Raw genomic sequence first — 19,408 nt, 5'->3', positions numbered from 1 at the left:
CGCTCTGGAGCCTCGCGCGGAATGCCAGCACCCTGCGTCGGCCGCTCTGAAGCCTCGCGCCGGCGCGGGGGCCGGCGCAGACCGGCATCCGGACCGGCTTCGCCGTGACTGGTGACCCGGCGAGGCGGGAAGCGTAGGCTGGGAAGCGAGTCCTGCAGCAGCAGAAAAAAGGTGATGTGCCATGGACCGGACGTGGAAGCGCTGGTTGCCAGCCGCCGTCGTGCCCGCAGTCATTGCCGGCGGGGTGCTCACCGGTTCCCTGCAGGCCAACGCCGCAACCGACTTGCCGGACAGGACCCCGCAGCAGCTGCTGGAATTCGTGGCGGACAGCGACGTCCGAGAGCTCTCCGGCACGCTGGAACAGGACTCCGCGCTGGGGCTGCCGGAACTTCCCGAGGACCTGCCCGCGGACGAGGGCGGACAGGTGGCCGAGGCGCTGGAACTGCTGACAGGTTCCCGCACCGCGCGCGTCTACCTGGACGGGCCGGACCAGGCCCGGCTGCAGCTCTTCGACCGCTTTGCGGAGCGCGACGTGATCCGCAACGGGGCCGAGGCCTGGGTCTACAGCTCCAAGGAAAACGAGGCGGTCCACCTGACGCTGCCCGCCTGCGCGGACGGGGGAAAGAATCACGACGACGGCGCATCCGGCCCGGGTGGCGCCTACACTCCCGAACAACTCGCCGATCACCTGCTGGCCAAGATCGGCCCGGAAACGAAGGTGTCCGTCGGCGCCGATACCGAGGTCGCCGGGCGCAGCGCCTATCAGCTGCTGGTGGAGCCGAACAGCACGGCCACGCTGGTGGGATCCGTGACCGTCGCCGTTGACGCCGAGACCGGCCTGCCGCTCAGCCTCCGGGTCGCTGCCCGGGGACAGCAGGACCCGGCGTTCCAGCTGGGCTTCAGCAAGCTGAGCCTCGAGGCCCCGGATCAGAGCCTGTTCGAGTTCACCCCGCCGCCCGGTGCGAGCGTCACCGAAAAGGCCGTGCCGCGGCACGGAGAGCAGCCACCGTCCGGACGCCATGGCCGGCACGACGACGGCGCCGCCGCGCCGAGGGATGACGTCACCCTCCATGGCTCCGGCTGGGAAACGGTGGCGGAAGTCCGCGCCGGGGCCCTGCCGGAGGGCTGGGAAGACTCGCCCTTGCTCGCCCAAGCGACCGAAGCGGTGGACGGCGGCCGGCTGATCTCCACCGCCCTGGTCACCGTGTACCTGACCGACGACGGCCGCGTCCTGGCCGGGTCGGTCCCATTCGAGTCGTTGCAGGCAGCCGCGGAGGCCCGGTGAACGGCAGCGGCAACCCTGCCGCGCTGGTCATCGAGACCTCCGGACTGACCAAACGCTTCGGCCGGCAAACCGCCGTCGACTCCCTTGACCTGGCCGTCCCGCACGGCTCCGTCTTCGGCTTCCTGGGGCCGAACGGCTCGGGGAAAACCACCACCATCCGCGTGATGCTCGGGCTGGCCGCCGCCACCAGCGGGAGCGTCCGGATCTTCGGGCAGGACATGCCAGGCTCTTTGCGGGACGTGCTTCCGCGGGTCGGAGCCCTCATCGAAGGCCCGGCGTTCTACCCCTTCCTGTCCGGTGCCGCGAACCTGCACAGGCTGGACACCGCGGACCGCCATGCCCCGTCCGAGACCCGTCGGGCGAGGATCGGCAGGGCGTTGGAGCGCGTCGGCCTGACCCACGCCGCGGACAAGAAGGTGCGCGCCTACTCGCTGGGCATGAAGCAGCGGCTGGGCATCGCCAACGCCCTAATGATGCCGCGCCAGCTCCTGGTGCTGGACGAACCCACCAACGGGCTCGACCCGCAGGGCACCCGCGAAGTCCGCAGCCTGGTCCGTTCGCTGGCGGGGGAGGGCACCACGGTATTCGTCTCCAGCCACCTCCTCTCCGAGGTGGAGCAGATCTGCACGCACGCGGCCGTCATGCGCGCCGGCCGGCTGGTTGCCCAGGGGGTCCTGGACGAGGTGCGCCGGGCAGGCCTCACCCACGTGAGCATCCAGACCCCCGACATCGAAGCCGCGCGCGGCGTGCTGCGCGGGCTAGGCCTGGAACCCGAGGTCCCGGACGCCGCGCTCGACGGACACGTGAACGCCCCGATGAACCAAGGCGGTCTGCTGCCCGAGCACATCGCCGCCGCCCTAGTGGCGGACGGCGTGCGGATCCGGGGGTTCGCCGTGGAGGCAAGCAGCCTCGAGGACCGGTACGTGGAGCTGACGGGGGAGGGATTCGACGTTGTCCAGTGAGCAGCAGCCGAGCCCGGGTGGCGACCGCCGGCTGGGACCCGAAATCGTGGAAGTCGAGGCCGCCGACGAGGAAACCCCCGGCGCTTCGGCGGCACCTCCGGGGGCCCAGGGGCGAGAGGGCAGGAAGTCCGCCGGATGGGCCTTCTTCGGTTCCGAGCTCAGCGTGCTGTTCCGACGCGGCCGGACGTGGGCCATGCTGCTGGCCTTGGCCGCCGTCCCGACGCTCATCGCGGTGGTGGTCCGGTTCGCTGCGGACGAGGGAGGGCCCGGCGGCGGTCCACCGTTCCTCAACCGGATCACGGACAACGGATTGTTCGTGGCGCTCACCGGGCTGGTGGTGTCCATCCCGTTGTTCCTGCCGCTGACCGTCAGCGTCGTATCCGGGGACACGATCGCCGGCGAGGCCGGCCACGGCACCCTGCGGTACCTGCTCACCGCCCCGGCCGGCCGGCTGCGGCTGCTGGCCGTGAAGTACGGTGCGGCGGTGGCCTTCTGCATGGCGGCCGCGCTCGCCATCGCGGTCACCGGCGCGTTGATCGGCGGCCTGCTCTTTGGCATCGGACCGGTGACGCTGCTGTCCGGCGACACGATCGGCGTCGGCGAGTCCTTGGCTCGCCTGCTGCTGGTGGCGGCCTATGTGGCCGTGTCGCTGGCCGGGCTGGCGGCCATCGGGCTCTTCATCTCCACGCTCACCGAGGTCCCCGTCGGCGCCATGGCGGCGACGGCGGTGCTCGCCGTCGTCACCCAGATTGTGGGCGCCCTGCCGCAGCTGGAATGGCTGCACCCGTGGCTGTTCACCCACCACTGGCTCAGCTTCGCGGATCTGCTGCGCCAGCCCATCTCCTGGGACGCCTTCGGCGCCAACGCCCTCCTGCAGGGCGCCTACATCGCCGTATCCTGCGCCCTCGCCTACGGCCGCTTCAGCACCAAGGACGTGCTGTCCTGACTAGAAGTCACATCGTTCCTAGTCCCGGCTGATGGTGACGGCTGGGAGGATCGACGCGTTTTCAAAGAACCGTACGGCACCCCTTAAGTGACCTTGGACAAAGACCGTTTTAGGGGCATTGAGAGGAGCACCAGGTTCACGACGATAGAACGAACGGACCTCGTGTGGCCGTTTGCCGCCGATTTCATGGAAGAAATCCTCCGCGAGGCCTGTCTCTACCCTTCTGCCGCTCACTGTAATTGGAACGAGCCATTCCGTTTCCGGCTTGTAGTCAAGTGATTTCTCCGCTTGAGCCGTGCGCGTGCCACTCAAGTAATTCCTTCCGGACAGTTCCGGCCGCGGTCCCCGTGCGGGAACGCCCCTGACACCAGAGCGAAGGTTCAATGCAGCCTCAGCCATGAAACTAGCAAGGGATTGATCATGAGGACTCATGTTTCCTCTGACCTCCACCAACTGCGTTAGCAAGGGGACGTAGCGCCCACTGTCCATCCCGTCCAACCAGGCATGAAGGTCGCGAAAGCGGATGACCAACAGGTCCGGTGTACCCTGGCCAACGCGCCAAAGAATAAATCGACCCCGGCTCATGTCGGTGAAGAGGCCCTTGTGCATGGGACGGAACTTCCGCAATTCCATTGTGAGTTGCGCGACGTTACGGTTTGTGCCCTTTCTTCGGGAGCGCGCACCCAATCTGTTGCTCACGTTCGTGTATGCAAAAACGCCGTAGCGGTAATTGCAGACTTCTTCAATAATGTTCGCGTGGCGCCTGTCGGTTCGCGGAAGCACGGAGCGGCCTCCGTTCCCCATGCTCTTTTGAATTTCTCGGTCTAGACGCAGCGCTGCTCGAAACTGAATAAAGAAATTACCGTAACTCGTCGGTTTGAAGTTGGCTAGTGTCTTCTTGAGTTCGGCAATTTCGCGGGAATCGGCGGCGATGGGGGTTGTGAACGCGGCTTCTGTCAACTGCTGAGACCCAGTAGCCCCCGTGAATCGACCGCCTTCCAATTCACGGTTCACTGATGAGCTCACAACCTGGTGAGTATGAAGCGCAACCTCAATTGGCTTTGGAGGCACAAGAGCCTTCCCCAAAAGGGTCGCCTTGGTGATCTGCCTCTGCCCCGAGTTGGCTGCACTTGGTACTCCAAAAAGCTGAAACTCAGTCTTGCTCTTCTTCCGAGTCCTTCTCAGTAGGGCTGCATGGCGGCCGATTTCGGGCCACGAATGCTCGAACGGCTGTTCTGCTACTTGGCTGCGTGAAGGCAAGAGCATCTTTTGCCGGAGACTTCGCCGGGTCGCCACAGGAATTCGCTCGTACTTCTCGAACGAAATTTGTCCTCTATCATCGGGCCAATACTTTATGGGTCTCTGGGAGCGCTGCAAACTGCGAGCGGGAAAGAATTGCGAAAGCTGATAAACCTCACTTGACGTTAGGCGGGTCGCTGAAGATACGCTGCCTTGGATGCCTCCCCGTTTTATTTGTACCTGCTCGATGACATCGCTGGTTGGTACGACTAGCTGACTGGCAAGCCGCCCAATGGTCGTCGTAGTGAGTTTCGTTTGCGGACGCCGTGGAGTCTTAGATGTGGGCTGTTGCCTGCGCTTGGGCTGGGATTCGCGACCGGCGGTCGCCGACGAAGTTACTAGAGGACGAACGCTTTTGGGCGACCCAGACAAGTTGTCCCTTAGCTGCTCCAACAGTCGCACTTGTTCCGAGTCCAGCAATTCCTGCTCCCCAACGAGACTTCCAATACAAGGCCTAGCACGAATTCGAGTTTCCTTCAGAGCTCGGCTCCGGCATCTCCCATTCTAAAAGTTTTCGAAGACAAAGCGAATTCTGGTTAGGGCCTCAGATCCAGCGGCTTAATAGTCGCACCGTCTTTGATTAGTCCGAGCAAGTCATCCTGTCGCGCTTGTCCCAACGTCAGCCTGTATTTGGCGAGCCCGGAGAGCATGTGGTTGGTCCGAGGAACGTCCCGACTCAATGGATGGTCCAAGAGCCGTCGCTCGATCTTGTGCGGGCCACGGTGAATCCAATGAGGCGAGAATTCCTTGGTGCGGCTGTCTGGCAGGGCATCGACGTAGTCAGCAGCAGCCTCGAAGAGCGACTCTCATGGATTCGTCACTCCAGGTTTAAAAACAGCGTTTCCATGCTGGGCAGCAACGTTCTTCCTGACCGCGTGGCCGAGGTACCGATGGACTCGACCTTCACGCTGTTCGAAGTCCACCGGGCTGTTGGGTACGTTCCAGTGGATGACGGAGTGTGCCCACCAATGAAAGTCGATGCCTTCCTGACCCACAGAAGTGGAGGCAAGGACGAAGGGCCAGAAAGGGCTGTTGAACGCCTTCCGTACATCGGGCATGCGGCTGGTGTCGCCGTCGTCAGTTTTTGCATTGCTGTAACGGACAGCAAAACGGACACCCATCCGAAGGTCATCCTGTGACCTGTCCGGATACTTAGCGAGCATCTGCGCAGGTTTCAGCGACAGGGCCCTGCGGATATCGTCCGCGACGGACCAGAGTTGCGCGTTATCAATTTCGCCCGGGGGCAGCTGGCTCCGGAGCTGGAAGACGTACTCGTCCAAAACTGCCTGCAGGTTGCCGTCCTGGCAATAGCGCAGGACCTTCTCCCAGTAGTCAAGATCCTCGTCCGAATAGAGCTTGTCTAGGAGCTCCGTAGCGTCGAGACGGTTGAAAAGGGTTCTCAATCCGGTGGCGGCAAACAGAGCAGCTTTCCAAAGCTCGGCTTGGTCGTAGCCATCCCGGCCAAGCTGGAATGAGGGAACAGTGGGAACGGTGTATGAACCAATCGTCCAGGACCGGAAGGCCGTGGCCCCCTACTCAGCCGCCGGCACGCCGACTCAACTGCCTAGTGGGATAAAGCCCTACAGTAAGTGAGGATGAGCGGGCCAGATGGTTAAGTCCCTGGTCGTGGGATCAGCTTGCAGTTTCAGGCTTCCATTTCTCGATTTCAGCGTCCGCAGCGATGAACCAAGTAACTTCATAGGCGTCGGCGGATTCGCTTGGTTCTCCGGTATTGCGGTCAAAACCACCCGTATACGATGCCACCCAACCTGTTTTTTCCTTTTCGGGAATAACCTTTTGGGCGTAGTCGATCCCATGCTCATCGACGAAACTTTCGTACGTAGAAGGGGACTCCGCTTGGGCTATCTCCTTGTCCGTGACTACTTCAACTAGGAGCTTGTCAGTACCCTCGGTGTGCGCAATATCCGCGATGATCATTTTGAGCTGATCTTTGTACGCTTCCGTCGAGTAGTCGGACTTGCTCGTCAGTACCCAATATTGGTTCAGTTCGGCCGGGGTTTGATTTTCGTCAACCGTGATGATCTCGTATTGCGGTCCCTGGTAGTCATATGCTTCTGCATCGGACTCAGACTCTTCCTGCGCGTGGGTCGAGTCCTCGGACGCAGCGTTGCCGCTATCGCACGTGCGGTCTACGGTGAGCCGAGGGGCAGTTGAAACCTCGGCCCCGTTCTTAGGCTCCTGGCTGCACACCGTCCAGTTGGACTCGTCAATCACGCCGAACATGCCGCCGCCCAAGATCTCAACTTCGTTGTCGATTCCGGCCCGCTCCACGTCGCTGAGAGCAACATCGAGAGGCTGACCGACGACGTCGGGCATGGTGACAGTACTGGCGCCAGAGCACCCTGTGAGTAGCAAAGTGACGACGAAGGCGGCCAGCATGACAGTAAGACGGCGCATCAGTATTCCCCCGGGATGACGTGAGCTAGACATGAAAGTTGGCGCGATGAACGCCCAGTAGCGACGCGCAATTGTGCCCTGCGGCTACCCCACTCGACTTAAATTAGCAGCACTTCGTAGCGGTAAGACTTGCCGACGCGCCGACGCGTAGGAACCCTCGCGCTAGCGGGCGCACGGCATTCTTCGCCTCTCAAGTCTGATCGTCGTAGCCCCGGGGGCCATGTGTCAGGCTGGGGCCAGTTGTGCCAGTTGTGAATTGCGGCCTGCGACACATGAGTGGGTACGCGGGTGGCGACGACGGCCTGACGCATTCGCCTGCTCGATGGAGGGCTAGAGCCCGGCCTGTTCATCGGGCTGATGGATGCCGATGGTGTTGTTTTCCGTGTCCAGGTAGTAGCCCTGCCACGCCATTCCCGGCAGCGCGTACTTCGGCAGGGCCGTTTGGCCGCCCGCCTCCAAAATTTTCCGTTCGGTTGCGTCGTAGTCATCCACCTCCATGGTGACCACCCAGGCGTTGGTGCCCTGGCCGGTGTCCGGGGCGGGGGCGGGTCGCTGCATCAGGCCCCCGTTGATGCCGGGCTGGTCCTCGGGGCCGGTCACGACTCCGTAGTAGGGAGTGCCGGTGACCTGTGAATAGTCCTCGAACGTCCAGCCGAACACGGTGGCGTAGAAGTTTTTGGCTCGTTCCAGGTCTTCTGCCTGGATCTCAAAGTGCACGGGACGGGCCATGGCGGGCTCCTTCGCTGGACGCGGGTGCTGATGGTCTCCAATCATGCTGTCCTGCCGGGGAGTGTCAAGAGGGCCGACTGCGTCAGCGGTGCGACCGATCTGGAGCGACGCCGGACAAGCGACGACGGCGGGGAGCGGCCCGAAAGCCGCGCCCCGCCGTCGTGATGGGGAAGTAGCTCTGCCGGCTAGCCGAGCTGCTCTGTGAGGATGTCGAAGGCTTCGCTCCAGCCATCGTGTACGTTGTTGTCGCCGGCGAAGCCGTCGATACCGCGCAGGTGGAAGGTCATCTCGGTGCGGCCGTCCTCCAGCTCGGCCAGCTCCACCGTGATCACCGGGGAGTCTTCGCGCCGGTCGCCGGGGGAGGCCCAGGTGAAGACCAGCCGCTCCGGTTCGACAACCTCCAGGTACTCGCCGGCGGTGGGGTACTCGCTGGCGTCCGGCGCGATCATCTTGTACTCGTAGGTGCCGCCGACGCGGGCGTCGATCCTGACGAACTCGCGCGGGCTGTCCACCTCGCGCGGATGCCACCAGCGGGCGGCTTCGTCCGGCTCTGTCCACGCCCGCCAGATGGTTTCGCGCGGGGCGTCGAAGACGCGGGTGATGGTGAACTGCTTGTCCCGGGTGGTGGTTTGCTCAGTCATTTCCGGCTTCTTCCTTGAGTTGGCGGAGCCGCTCGTCCAATAGGTCAAAGCGCTCGTTCCAGAGACCTCTGTGGTGGTCGATCCAGGCCGAAACGTCGTCCAGGGGCTCGGTGCGCAGAGTGCAGGTGCGCCACTGTGCGGTGGCTGTGCGCTCGATCAGCCCGGCATTCTGCAGCACCCGCAGATGCTGCGAGATCGCGGGCCGGCTGATCCGGAACGGCTCTGCCAGTTCCCCGACCGTGGCCGAACCCTGCCGCAGCCGGGACAGGATGGCCCGGCGGGTGGGGTCGGCCAGCGCGGCGAAGACGAGGCTGAGTTCGTCCGAAGCACCTGCCATGTAAGCAACTCCTTATGTAAGCGATGCCTTAACTCTACGCCGGTACGCGGACGCGTCAAGAGCAAAAGCATGCGCTCGCGGAGGCCGCGAGCCCGGCTCCGCCCTCCGGAAGCGGGGGAACGGCAACCGCCCCCAGGTTGTTTGCCCGGTCCTAGAATCGCGACGAACTGCCCGAGCCGCTGAAGCTCCCGCCGCTGCTGCCATAGCCGGTGGTGCTGCCGCTGCTGCGGGAAGAATCGACGCTGCTCTGTGCATAGCCGTAGCCGGCGTTGAAGGAGTATGCCGAATAGAACATGTGCGGCGGGTACACGGTGTCCAGGATCGTGGGGGAGGACTCCCGCTCGCCGCTGCTGAGTTCTTCGTCCATCTCCTCGCGCATCTTGTCCTTCTCCGAGGACGTCTTGGCATACGCGTCAATCACCGTGTCCGCGTGTGCTTTGAGCAGTTCGGTGAATTCGCTCCGGCTCTGATGTACCAAACGCAGCGCGGCGTCCGGCGTGGTCCGCCCGTCGGCGAGCCCCGAGCCCCAGTCCTCCAGGTCAGCCTGCGTCCGGTCCCGGAAGGAGCGCAGCGCGGCAGCCGTCGCGGAAGACCGTGCGGTCTCGGGCCCCTCCTGCAGCAGCGAATCGATGCCGTCCACGTCCTCGCGCAAGGGCGCCACTTGCCGGTCCCAGGCGCGCTCCCATCCCGAGGCAAGGTTCAGGAACGTGTTTGTATCGGCGATGACATCATCCAGCGCGTCCAACTCCGATGCGATACGCGCGTACTCGGCGGCAATCTTGACGTTCTTGCCCGATTTCAACTCCTTCTCGCTCAGGGCGTGCACCCTGTCGTTGAGCTTGCTGGCTTCCGTGTAGCCGGTCATGAAGCCGCGGTATTTTTCCAGCACCCGCGAGCCGTATTCCGACCCCGTGGGAATGGTGTTGGCGTTGACCTCCGTGGCGTCGAGGTCCATGGACACGCTGGAGTAGCTGCGGTCCCCGCGTTCGATCTCGCGGCGCCCTCTGAGTAGATTCTGCCGACGCACACCGTAACGGACCCCAAAAAACCCGACGAGGGCGATGCCCGCCGCCCAGAGGCCGCCGATGAAGGCCCCGGAGCGGTACCACGGGCGGTTGATTAACTCCGCGGCGCGCTCGATGCCGGCGATTGTCCCGTCCGTCCACTGGGCATCCCGGAACAGCTGCTTGGTGGCTTCCTGGATGTCCTCGCGCTGTTCGAGCGGGATCTTGCGGTCCTCGCCCATGTAGGTTCCGACCCACCGGCCCACCGGATCCAGCGCGAAGATGAAGAGTCCGTCCGCCCACTTCTGGCCGTCGGGGCTGAGCCAATCCGGGCGCTCCGCGCGGGCAAAACGCAGCACCTCTTCATTCAGGTTGGCGGAGGCAGAGCCGTTGTAGGTGTAGATGGCAACACTGGTGGGCTCATAGAAGTCGATGGCCGCCACGGCGGGCAGCAGCGTGTTTTGGTCAAGGACACCGGCGTTGTCCTCCACGACCACCGCAGTGGGGGTCTCAGCGTGGGCGGCCGGGGCCGCCCCCAGCAGCCCGGCCAGCACCAGCACGAGTGCGCCGATCATCCTCTTCATGTGTCCCGTTCCTCGGTTCCGCGGCATATGGCTTCACGGGCACCCTACACGGGACGGGGAGACAGGCGGGGCAGGTGGGCGCTGAGCACGGCGGTGGGCCGGCTCCGGGAGCCGGCCCACCGCCGTCGTTGTTCTGGGATTGGGGAGTTAGAGCTGCGCGCCGGTGGCGCCGCTGTCGTTCACTTCTCCGCGCCAGGCACCGGTCTCGGTGCCGCGGGTTTCGATGAACTCCTTGAACTTGCGCATGTCCGACTTCACTTGCTTGTCGTCCAGGTTCAACGTGGCGCCGACCTTCTCGGTGAAGGTTTCCGGATCCCACTCGAAACGCACCGACACCTTGGTGCTGTCGGCACCCAGCCGGCTGAAGGTGACGACGCCGGCATGGGACTTGCCGTCGACGCTGCGCCAGGCGATGCGCTCGTCCGGCTGCTGCTCCACGATCTCGGTGTCGAACTCGCGCTCCACGCCGCCGACCTTGGTCTTCCAATGGTTGGTGGTGTCTGTCAGCTGGGTCACGGACTCAACGCCGGACATGAAGTTCGGAAAGGATTCGAACTGCGTCCACTGGTCGTACGCTGTGCGGACCGGAACGGCTACATCAATGGTTTCTTCCACGGTTTGCATCAGTTGCCTCCTTTGGAATTGGGCCAGGGCCGCTGGTGCGCCCCTTGAGGTGGCCTCGTTGCCTACGCTACACACGCTGGTGAAAGGTGACAACTGGATAAACAGCTTGCTGAGCATTTTCTGCAGTGCGTAGGGTGGCGTGTGTAGCAACCGCAGAGTCAACCGGCAGGAGTGAATCATGCGCGCTGTAGTGTTCGAGGACTTCAAGACTTTTCCCACCATCAAGGACGTGGAGCGGCCGAAGCCGCGGGCCGGGGAGGTGCTGCTGAAGGTCGCCGGCGCCGGAGCCTGCCACTCCGATGTCGCCATTTACAACGACTTCGAGGCCGGGGGCCCGGGAGCCGTGCCGCCGCCTTTTACGCTCGGCCACGAAAACTCCGGGTGGGTCGAAGAGCTTGGGGAGGGCGTGGAAGGCTTCAACGTCGGTGATGCCTATCTGGTCTACGGGCCGATCGGCTGCGGGCACTGCAAGGCCTGTTCCCGCGGCCAGGACACGTACTGTGAAAACGCGGCCAAGATGCCCTACCTCGGCGTGGGGTTGGGGCGCGACGGCGGGATGGCCGAGTACGTCTCCGTCCCGGCGCGGAACCTGGTGCCGCTCGGCGACGCCGATCCGGTGGCCGCGGCGCCGCTGGCCGACGCGGCGCTGACCCCGTACCACGCCATCAAGCAGTCGTTGCCGCATCTGGCCGGCGGCGGCAAGTTCGCGTTGGTCATCGGGCTGGGCGGCCTGGGCCAGATCGCCGTGCAGATCCTCAAGGCGTTGACCGGCGCCACCGTCATCGCCACCGACATGAAGGAAGAGGCGATGCGCAAGGCCGAAGGGGCCGGCGCCGTGACCGTTCCCGGCGGCGAGGGGCAGGCCGAGCGGATCCGTGAAATCACCGGCGGCCGCGGCGTCGATGCCGCGTTCGACTTCGTGGGCGTGGGCCCGACCGTCAAGACCGCCGCCGCGTCCATGGCCCGGCTGTCCAGGCTGACGGTGGTGGGGATCGCCGGCGGCACGCTGGAGTGGAGCTTCTTCACCAACCCGTACGAGTCCGTCACCACGAACACTTACTGGGGCACCATCGAGGACCTGCACGAAGTGGTGGACATGTACAAGGCCGGGCAGATTGTTCCGGAGATTGAGCGTTACAGCATGGACGATGCGCTGGAGGCCTACCGCAAGCTGCAGGCCGGCGAGCTCAGCGGCCGGGCCGTGGTGGTTCCGCACGGGAGCTAGGGAATTGAAGTACCGGCGGCGGGGTTGTGGCGGATATGAAGCGCATCGGTTTCCTGTCCTTCGGCCACTGGAGCCCCGCCGTCGGCTCGCCGGTTCCCACCGCCAGTGAAGGGCTGCTGCAGAGCATCGATCTTGCCGTTGCGGCCGAGGACGTTGGCGTGGACGGCGCGTATTTCCGCGTGCACCACTTCGCGCGGCAGCAGTCCTCGCCGTTTCCGCTGCTGGCGGCCATCGCCGCGAGGACCAGCCGGATCGAGATCGGCACCGGCGTCATCGACATGCGCTATGAAAACCCGCTCTACATGGCCGAGGAGGCGGCGGCCACGGACCTGATCAGCGGCGGCCGGCTGCAGCTGGGGATCAGCCGCGGGTCACCCGAGCCGGCGCTGAACGGCGCGGCGGCCTTCGGGTACCGGCCGGCCGAGGGCGAGACCGATGCGGACATGGCCCGGCGCCACACCGCGGTGTTCCGCAGGGCCATCACCGGTGCGGGCATGGTTCCCGCCGACCCGTACCACCTCCAGGGCAGGCATGCCGGCATGCTTCCCGTGGAGCCCACGTCCCCGGGGCTGCCGGAGCGGATCTGGTGGGGTGCGGGCTCCCGCGCCACCGCCGTGTGGACCGCGGAGCAGGGCATGAACCTGATGAGCTCCACCCTGCTGATCGAGGACACCGGCGTGCCCTTCGACCAACTGCAGGCCGAGCAGATCCACCTGTTCCGCGAGGCGTGGCAGAAGGCCGGCCACGCGCATGCTCCGCGGGTGTCGGTCAGCCGCAGCGTGATGCCGATTGTCGACGACGAAGACCAGCGCTACTTCGGGCTGCGCGGCCAGGCCGACCAGCACGACCAGGTCGGCATGCTCGACGGTACGCGCTCGCGGTTCGGCAGGAGCTACATCGGCGAGCCGGACAAGATCGGCGTCGAGCTGGCCCGGGACCAGGCGGTGCAGGCGGCGGATACGGTGCTGCTGACGGTGCCGAACTACTTGGGCGTGGAGTACAACGTCAAGATGCTGGGCAACATCGTGCAGCACGTGGCGCCGGCCGCCGGCTGGCGCTGAGATACCAGGCCGCCGTCGGCTCGTCGCTGGGGCACCTGGCCGCCGTCGGCTCGTCGCTGCCGCTGAGTCAGGCCCGGCGCGCTACAGCAGCACGTCGTTCAGGTCATAGGAGACCGGCTCGTCCAGTTGCTCGTAGGTGCACGACTCCGGATCGCGGTCCGGCCGCCAGCGGACAAACTGCGCGGTGTGCCGGAAGCGCTCGCCCTCCATGTGGTCGTACTTGACCTCCAGCACCCTCTCCGGCCGGAGGGGCACGAAGGACAGGTCCTTGCCGCCGCTCCAGCGGCTGCCTTCGGTCGTCAGGGGTGTGCGCTTGCCGGCTTCGTGCTGCTCCCGGTTCCAAGGGTGGTCGTCCGAATCGGCAATCAGCGGCTGCAGCTCCTCGAACAGCTCCTCGCGGCGTTTCATGCTGAACGCCCCGGCCACGCCCACGTGCACCAGGGTTCCGCCGTCGTTGTACAGGCCCAGCAGCAGTGAGCCCACCAGGCCCGGCCCGCTCTTGTGGACGCGGTAGCCCGCGACCACGCAGTCGGCGGTGCGCTCGTGCTTGATCTTGAACATGCTCCGCTTGTCCGGCTGGTACTTTCCGTCCAGGGGCTTGGCCACCACGCCGTCCAGCCCGGCCCCCTCGAACTCTCCGAACCACCGCTCGGCCACCGCCGGGTCGGTGGTGGCCCGGGTCAGGTGGATGGGATTGACGACGGCGGAGAGGGCCTTCTCCAGCGCGGCCCGCCTTTCCTCGAAGGGACGGGAGGTCAGATCGTCGTCGCCGAGGGCCAGCAGGTCGAAAGCCACGAACCGGGCCGGTGTCTCCGCCGCGAGGAGCTTGACCCGGCTGGCCGCCGGATGGATGCGCTGCTGCAGCATCTCGAAGTCCAGCCGGTCCCCGCCTTCGCCCACCAGGATGATTTCGCCGTCCACCACGCAACGCTCCGGCAACTGCTCGCGGAACGCGTCCACCAGTTCGGGGAAGTAACGCGTCATGGGCTTCTCGTTTCGGCTGCCGATCTCAACTTCGTCGCCATCACGGAAGATGATCGAACGGAAGCCGTCCCACTTCGGCTCGTACGTCATTCCGCCGTCGGGGATCTTGGCCACGCTTTTGGCCAGCATTGGGGGAACGGGCGGCATTACGGGCAGGTCCATGCGCCCATTCTCGGTGCTGTCCCAGCCAGTGTCCATGACCTCGCGGACAAGGAGAACGCGGAAACGGGAACGGATCCCCGCCGGCATGCGCAACTTGGGCTGCTTCACCCGCCTGCAGGCCGCTGGCCGACGATGGATGTCCTGACGGCTGCAAACCCGGCGGGAGACGTACCTGTGGAGGCGCTTAAGCCCGGCGGTAGATGTCCGCCACAGGACACTGGAAGGGATCGGAAGCGGCTATGCCTACCGCGCCCAGATAGCGGACGATGGCCGCATAGGAAGCGAGCAGGCTGGTCTCCGTGTATGGGATGGAGTGCTCGCGGCAGTATTGGCGAACCATCGGCGCCGCCTTGCTCAAGCAGGGACGGGGCATGTCGGGGAATAGGTGGTGTTCGACCTGACGGTTCAGGCCGCCCATCAGCAGATCCATGATCCAGCCGCCGCGGATGTTGCGGGAGGCCGTCACTTGGCGGGTGACGAAGTCCGGCCGGCTGGATTTGGAATAGATCGGCATGCCCTTGTGGTTCGGCGCAAACGACGCGCCCATGTAGAAGCCGAACACCGCCATCTGCACGCCGATGAACGCGAAGGCCTGCCCCAAGGGGAGCAGCCAGAAGACAACCGTGAGCAGCACCGCGGCACGGGCCACGAGGATGCCCAGTTCCAGCCAGCGGTGCTCCACCTTGCCCTGCCGGATCAGGTACTTGAAGGAATCCGCATAGAGGCTGAAGCCCAGGAACGGCAGCAGCGGGAACAACAGGTAGCCCTGGAGCCGCGTGACACGCACCATGGCGCCGCGGCGGCCGGCCGCGGCATCCGGATGGAAGGCGATAGACCCCGTCCTGATGTCCGGGTCCTTGTCCACGGTGTTGGGAAATCCATGGTGCTTGGTGTGTTTGCGCATCCACATGGCGTAGCTAATGCCCACCAGACAGGTGCCCACCAGCCGGGCAGTCCATTCGTTGACCCGCTTGGTCTTGAAGACCTGCCAATGGGCCGCTTCATGGGCAATAAAGGCGAACTGCGTGAACAGTATTCCCATGCCGGCCGCGATCAGAAGCTGGAACCAGCTGCTCCCGAGCAACGAGAATCCCGTCCAGGCCGCGGCCAGCAGCAACGTGAGCACTGAGAAGAGGGTGATGTAGTAGCCCCTGCGGCGGGTCAGCAGGCCGGCGGACTTCATGCGGGCCATGAGTGCCAGGTATCCGGCCGCGATACTGTTCGGTACCGGGGACGGGCGAGCCGGTTCGCGAGCGGAATTAGGCTTGGGAGCCGTATAGATCTGGGGCTCGGGCTGAAAGTCCATGACATGCCTTGCGTCCGGCGGGGTGAATACAGTCGGTGCAGCCGGCCGTCAAGCTTCAGCACCAGTCTTGTGAACTTACCGCCGCTGCGCCAGGTTGTCACCGGTAGGAGGCGCCCCGGCCATCATCCGGACCGAATTCGAATGATGTGAGGGGGCAAGGGACTGTCGCGGGCGGACGGAGGCGGCACCTTGAAGGCGCTGGTGCGCCGCCGTTCCAAAACCTGGCTGTATCCAGAAAGCAAAGATCAGCAGGCCCCCTTCCCGCGGGCGGAAAGGGGGCCTGCCGATCAGTCGATGCCGGACCGGTTAGTCGGCGATGTAGAACAGGCGCTTGTTGACGAACTCGTCCATGCCCAGAGGGCCAAGCTCGCGTCCGAAGCCGGAGCGCTTCACGCCGCCGAACGGGATGTCGGCGCCTTCTCCGACTCCGTTGACGTTGGCCATGCCCACCTCCAGCTGCTGGGCGATCTTGCGGGCGCGCTCCTCGTCCGTGGAGAAGACGACGCCGCCCAGGCCGTAGTCGGTGTCGTTGGCCAGTTCCAGGGCCTCTTCGTCGCTGCTGACCTTGTAGACCACGGCCACCGGGCCGAAGAGCTCTTCGCGGTAGGCGCGCATTTCCGGAGTGACGCCGGTCAGAACGGCCGGGGCCAGGTACGCGCCGGGGCCCTCGTGGAGGGTGCCGCCGGCGTGCAGGGTCGCGCCCTTGTTGACGGCGTCCTTGAGCTGCTCCGCCAAACCTTCGGCCGCCGCCCGGGAGGAGAGCGGAGCGAAGGTGCCCTCGGCCTCTTCTGCCGGGTCGCCGGGCTTGAGGTCCTTCGCCAGGTTGGTCAGCTCGGCCACGAAGTCGTCGTAGATGTCCTCCATGACGATCATGCGCTTGTTGGAGTTGCAGGCCTGCCCCGTGTTCTCGATGCGGGTGGCCCACGCCTGCTCGGCGGCCGCCTTGACGTCGTCGGTGTCGAGCAGCACGTAGGGGTCGGAGCCGCCCAGTTCCAGGACAGCCTTCTTCAGGTTCTTGCCGGCGAGCTCGCCGATGATGGCGCCGGCCCGCTCGGAGCCGGTCAGCGAGACACCCTGCACGCGCGGATCGGCAATGATGTCCGCGATCTGCTCGTGGCTGGCGAAGAGGTTGATGTAGACGCCCTCGGGCACGCCGGCGTCGTCCATGATTTTCTGGATGGCCAGGGCGGAGCGGGGGCAGGTCTCGGCGTGCTTGAGGATGATGGTGTTGCCCAGCATCAGGTTCGGCGCGGCGAAGCGGGCCACCTGGTAGTAGGGGTAGTTCCACGGCATGATGCCCAGCAGCGGGCCGACCGGCAGCTTCTGGATCATGGCGCGGCCGCCGCCGATGGCCTTGATTTCCTGGTCAGCCACCAGGTCGGGGCCTTCGGTGGCGAAGTAGCTGAAGATGTCAGTGCAGAACTCGGCCTCGCCCTTGGATTCGGACAGGGGCTTGCCCATTTCCTCGGTGATGATCGCGGCGAGCTCGTCGGCCCGCTCGGTGAACAGTTCCGCAATGCGGGACACCACCTTGGCGCGGTCCGTGATCGGCGTGGCCTTCCACGCTGTGTAGGCGGCCTGGGACCTGGCGAGGGCGTCCTTGACCTCGGCGTCGGTGGCGGTGGGGAATTCCTCGACCACCTCGCCGGTGGACGGGTTTTGGACCCGGTAGCCCGGCTGGGTGGATGAAGCGGCGTGGGAAGTGGTGGTCACAGCCCTGATCTCCTTCAGATAATGACATAGCAGCGGGACGGCGGCGCGGCCGTCTCCGCTTCCCATCTTGTACCGTCCGGCCGGTTATGTGAAGTGAGTTACGCTCACGGCATGGAACTAAGAAGCCCGGCCCGGTCTGGGTCGACCGGGGGCGCAGGCGGGGCGGTGCGGCACCGGCCCGACCGGACGCCCGGGGTGGCCACCGAATAGCTTCCGGGTTCCCGTTCCCAGCGGCCGCCGAAGCGCCGCCGGGTTCCCGTTCCCAGCGGCCGCCGAAGCGCCGCCGGGCTCCCGCTCCTAGCGCGGGCCGCGCAGCCTGTCCATCTCCCGCCGGTCCTTCTTCGTCGGCCTGCCGGTACCCCGGTCGCGCTGCGGAATCCCGAGCGACGGCATCGCCGGGCGCGGCGGCGTGTGGTCCGTGAAGCAGTGCGAGGCCGCCTCGGCCCCCACCCGCTTGGCGATCAGCCGGCGCACTTCCAGGATCCGTTCGAACCCGGGCTGCCGCACCCGCAGGGTGTCGCCCGGGACCACCGGTTGGGAGGCCTTGACCGGGTTGCCGTTGAGCCGGACGTGTCCGGCACGGCAGGCGGCGGTGGCCGCGGAGCGGGTCTTGTAGGCGCGGATGGCCCACAGCCACGCATCGACGCGCACCGAGCTCGGGGTATTGGCGGAAGTGTTCATGCCCCTCCGAGTCTAGCGCCGCCGCGGCGGCATCCCCTGGGGGTCCGGCCGCGCCGTCGCCAGGCCCCGCCCCTGGGCGGTGTCTCCTTTCACCGCGAGTTCACAGCCAGTTGGCCCGCAGGTTCACTGGCGCTGTGAAGCTCGATGGCGGGGAAACCCGGACAACCACTACGAAGGGCGTCATATCCCATGGCATCTCGCCTGCTCAGAACATTGACCACCTCCGCCGCGGCCGTCGCCGTCGGCGCTACCCTCGTGGCCGCCCCGGCGGCCGGCGCGCAGAACAACCCGGGCGGGCAGGATGAAGCCCCGCTGCTGATCGGCCACCGCGGGGCCGCCGGCACCGCCCCCGAAAACACGGTCGCGGCCTTCAAGGACGGGCGCGCCTCCGGCGCCGACTTCTTCGAGATCGATGTCCAGCTCAGCGCCGACGGCGTGCCGTTCCTGTTCCACGACGACACTCCGGCCCGGACCACCAACGTGGAGGAGGTCTTCCCCGGGCGTGCCGGCGACCCCATCACGTCCTTCACCTGGGACGAACTGCAGCAGCTCGACGCCGGATCCTACTTCGGCGACCAGTACCACGGGGAACGGATCCCGCACCTGGACGACGCCGCGAAGATTGCCACGGTGAACACCGGCGTGTACATCGAGATCAAGTCGCCGAAGAACTCCCCGGGAATCGAGCAGCTCGTCGCCGACGAGCTCCGCACCGATGCCGCGTGGAAGAAGCTTGTTGCCGCCGACAAGGTCCAGGTCCTCGGCTTCGACGAGGCCTCCAACCGCACCTTCGCAGAACTGGCCCCCGAGATCGCGCTGCAGCAGCTCTCAAGCACCGTCCCGGGCCCGGCCACGTTGGAATCCTGGGCGACCTTTGCCGACTCGATCGGCACCAACTACCGCACGCTGACGGCGCAGAAGGTTGCCGACGCGAAGGCCGCCGGGCTGGTCGTCGGCGTCTACACCGCCAACTCGCCCGAGGCGGTCCAGCACTCCATCGACCTCGGCGTCGACGCCGTCACCGGTGACTTCCCGATCCAGACGATGCGCTACCTGGACGGGCGGAAGCCCTTCCCCGCGGGCACCGGCCTGGAAATCGAAGGCGCGGTGAACGACCCGGCCGGCAGCGACGTCCAGCCGGAAACCGGCGAGCACGTGGTACTGCGCAACACGGCGAACCACAGCATCGACGCCAGCGGCTACATCATCCGCGACGCGGCAAACAATATCCTGACGGTCGGCGCGGGCTATGTGCTCGCCCCCGGCGCGGAGCTGCGGGTCTACACCGGTCCGGGCACCAACAGTGCCGACGCCTACTACAACAACGGCACCGCGTCAGTGCTGAACAACGGCGGCGACTCCATAGCGCTGTGGACCCCGCAGGGCACGCTGCAGGACGTCTTCGCCAACTAAGCGGCAGGTTCTGCACCGCCGACGCCGGCACCCC

18 protein-coding genes are annotated in these 19,408 nt (G+C 65.6%); 6 read left to right on the top strand and 12 right to left on the bottom strand.

Annotation, left to right across the window (positions count from 1 at the left end; translation table 11 throughout):
* Positions 1–181 precede the first annotated feature (181 nt).
* The 3 genes from AC5RUP_RS00825 to AC5RUP_RS00815 are packed head-to-tail and all read left to right on the top strand — an operon-like array spanning position 182 to position 3,193.
* Entirely contained in the window at positions 182–1,285 is a 1,104-nt protein-coding gene (locus AC5RUP_RS00825; protein WP_494153580.1) for a LolA family protein, read from the top strand.
* Positions 1,282–2,247: an ABC transporter ATP-binding protein gene (locus AC5RUP_RS00820; RefSeq protein WP_494153581.1), complete on the top strand. Its 966-nt coding sequence runs from the start codon at positions 1,282–1,284 to the stop codon at positions 2,245–2,247. Before AC5RUP_RS00825 ends, AC5RUP_RS00820 begins: the two co-directional genes overlap by 4 nt.
* Positions 2,237–3,193, top strand: coding sequence for an ABC transporter permease (locus tag AC5RUP_RS00815; RefSeq protein ID WP_494153582.1), 957 nt, complete (start codon positions 2,237–2,239; stop codon positions 3,191–3,193). Before AC5RUP_RS00820 ends, AC5RUP_RS00815 begins: the two co-directional genes overlap by 11 nt.
* Positions 3,194–3,211: 18 nt before the next feature.
* Here the strand turns inward: AC5RUP_RS00815 and AC5RUP_RS00810 are convergent, their stop codons facing one another.
* The 8 genes from AC5RUP_RS00810 to AC5RUP_RS00775 form a co-directional block, all read right to left on the bottom strand.
* Complete coding sequence (locus AC5RUP_RS00810) at positions 3,212–4,219, bottom strand: hypothetical protein (protein WP_494158213.1); 1,008 nt, start codon at positions 4,217–4,219, stop codon at positions 3,212–3,214.
* A 1,079-nt stretch (positions 4,220–5,298) separates the two neighbouring features.
* Complete coding sequence (locus tag AC5RUP_RS00805) at positions 5,299–5,550, bottom strand: helicase C-terminal domain-containing protein (RefSeq protein WP_494158278.1); 252 nt, start codon at positions 5,548–5,550, stop codon at positions 5,299–5,301.
* 574 nt (positions 5,551–6,124) lie between these two features.
* The gene (locus AC5RUP_RS00800; protein WP_494153585.1) at positions 6,125–6,910 is read right to left on the bottom strand and encodes a PASTA domain-containing protein; all 786 of its coding nucleotides are present in this window, start codon (positions 6,908–6,910) and stop codon (positions 6,125–6,127) included.
* A 330-nt stretch (positions 6,911–7,240) separates the two neighbouring features.
* Positions 7,241–7,639 (bottom strand): VOC family protein, encoded by a 399-nt coding sequence (locus AC5RUP_RS00795; protein WP_494153586.1) that lies wholly within the window; start codon positions 7,637–7,639, stop codon positions 7,241–7,243.
* Positions 7,640–7,824: 185 nt separating this feature from the next.
* Positions 7,825–8,280: an SRPBCC family protein gene (locus AC5RUP_RS00790; RefSeq protein WP_494153587.1), complete on the bottom strand. Its 456-nt coding sequence runs from the start codon at positions 8,278–8,280 to the stop codon at positions 7,825–7,827.
* Complete coding sequence (locus tag AC5RUP_RS00785; RefSeq protein ID WP_494153588.1) at positions 8,273–8,617, bottom strand: ArsR/SmtB family transcription factor; 345 nt, start codon at positions 8,615–8,617, stop codon at positions 8,273–8,275. The genes AC5RUP_RS00790 and AC5RUP_RS00785 overlap by 8 nt, the downstream gene beginning before the upstream one ends.
* Positions 8,618–8,768: 151 nt before the next feature.
* Entirely contained in the window at positions 8,769–10,205 is a 1,437-nt protein-coding gene (locus tag AC5RUP_RS00780; RefSeq protein ID WP_494153589.1) for a DUF5129 domain-containing protein, read from the bottom strand.
* Positions 10,206–10,352: 147 nt separating this feature from the next.
* Positions 10,353–10,829: an SRPBCC family protein gene (locus AC5RUP_RS00775; RefSeq protein ID WP_494065055.1), complete on the bottom strand. Its 477-nt coding sequence runs from the start codon at positions 10,827–10,829 to the stop codon at positions 10,353–10,355.
* Between the two features lie 178 nt (positions 10,830–11,007).
* Between AC5RUP_RS00775 and AC5RUP_RS00770 the strand changes: the two genes are divergently transcribed.
* Together AC5RUP_RS00770 and AC5RUP_RS00765 are read left to right on the top strand one after the other, a co-directional pair.
* Positions 11,008–12,054, top strand: a complete 1,047-nt coding sequence (locus AC5RUP_RS00770) for an NAD(P)-dependent alcohol dehydrogenase (protein WP_494153590.1) — start codon at positions 11,008–11,010, stop codon at positions 12,052–12,054.
* Between the two features lie 35 nt (positions 12,055–12,089).
* A complete protein-coding gene (locus AC5RUP_RS00765; protein WP_494153591.1) occupies positions 12,090–13,115 on the top strand; it encodes an LLM class flavin-dependent oxidoreductase in 1,026 nt (341 codons plus the stop codon).
* A gap of 81 nt (positions 13,116–13,196) precedes the next feature.
* On the opposite strand, the gene AC5RUP_RS00760 is transcribed toward AC5RUP_RS00765, so the two are convergent.
* The 4 genes from AC5RUP_RS00760 to AC5RUP_RS00745 all read right to left on the bottom strand — a co-directional run bounded on the left by AC5RUP_RS00760 (position 13,197) and on the right by AC5RUP_RS00745 (position 17,961).
* Complete coding sequence (locus AC5RUP_RS00760; RefSeq protein WP_494121231.1) at positions 13,197–14,261, bottom strand: ATP-dependent DNA ligase; 1,065 nt, start codon at positions 14,259–14,261, stop codon at positions 13,197–13,199.
* A 184-nt stretch (positions 14,262–14,445) separates the two neighbouring features.
* Positions 14,446–15,453 carry a fatty acid desaturase family protein gene (locus AC5RUP_RS00755; protein WP_494158212.1) on the bottom strand — a complete coding sequence of 336 codons (1,008 nt, stop codon included), beginning with the start codon at positions 15,451–15,453 and terminating at the stop codon, positions 14,446–14,448.
* Between the two features lie 420 nt (positions 15,454–15,873).
* Positions 15,874–17,280 carry an NAD-dependent succinate-semialdehyde dehydrogenase gene (locus tag AC5RUP_RS00750; protein ID WP_494132346.1) on the bottom strand — a complete coding sequence of 469 codons (1,407 nt, stop codon included), beginning with the start codon at positions 17,278–17,280 and terminating at the stop codon, positions 15,874–15,876.
* 297 nt (positions 17,281–17,577) lie between these two features.
* On the bottom strand, positions 17,578–17,961 hold the full coding sequence (locus AC5RUP_RS00745; RefSeq protein WP_494091447.1) for an RNA-binding S4 domain-containing protein: 384 nt from the start codon (positions 17,959–17,961) through the stop codon (positions 17,578–17,580).
* Positions 17,962–18,150: 189 nt separating this feature from the next.
* Here AC5RUP_RS00745 and AC5RUP_RS00740 point away from each other — a divergent pair, with 189 nt between their 5' ends.
* The gene (locus AC5RUP_RS00740) at positions 18,151–19,374 is read left to right on the top strand and encodes a glycerophosphodiester phosphodiesterase family protein (RefSeq protein ID WP_494155053.1); all 1,224 of its coding nucleotides are present in this window, start codon (positions 18,151–18,153) and stop codon (positions 19,372–19,374) included.
* Positions 19,375–19,408 lie beyond the last annotated feature (34 nt).

This window comes from Arthrobacter sp. Y3223151 (assembly GCF_059091125.1).
This window is presented reverse-complemented; position numbering and strand designations above follow the sequence as displayed.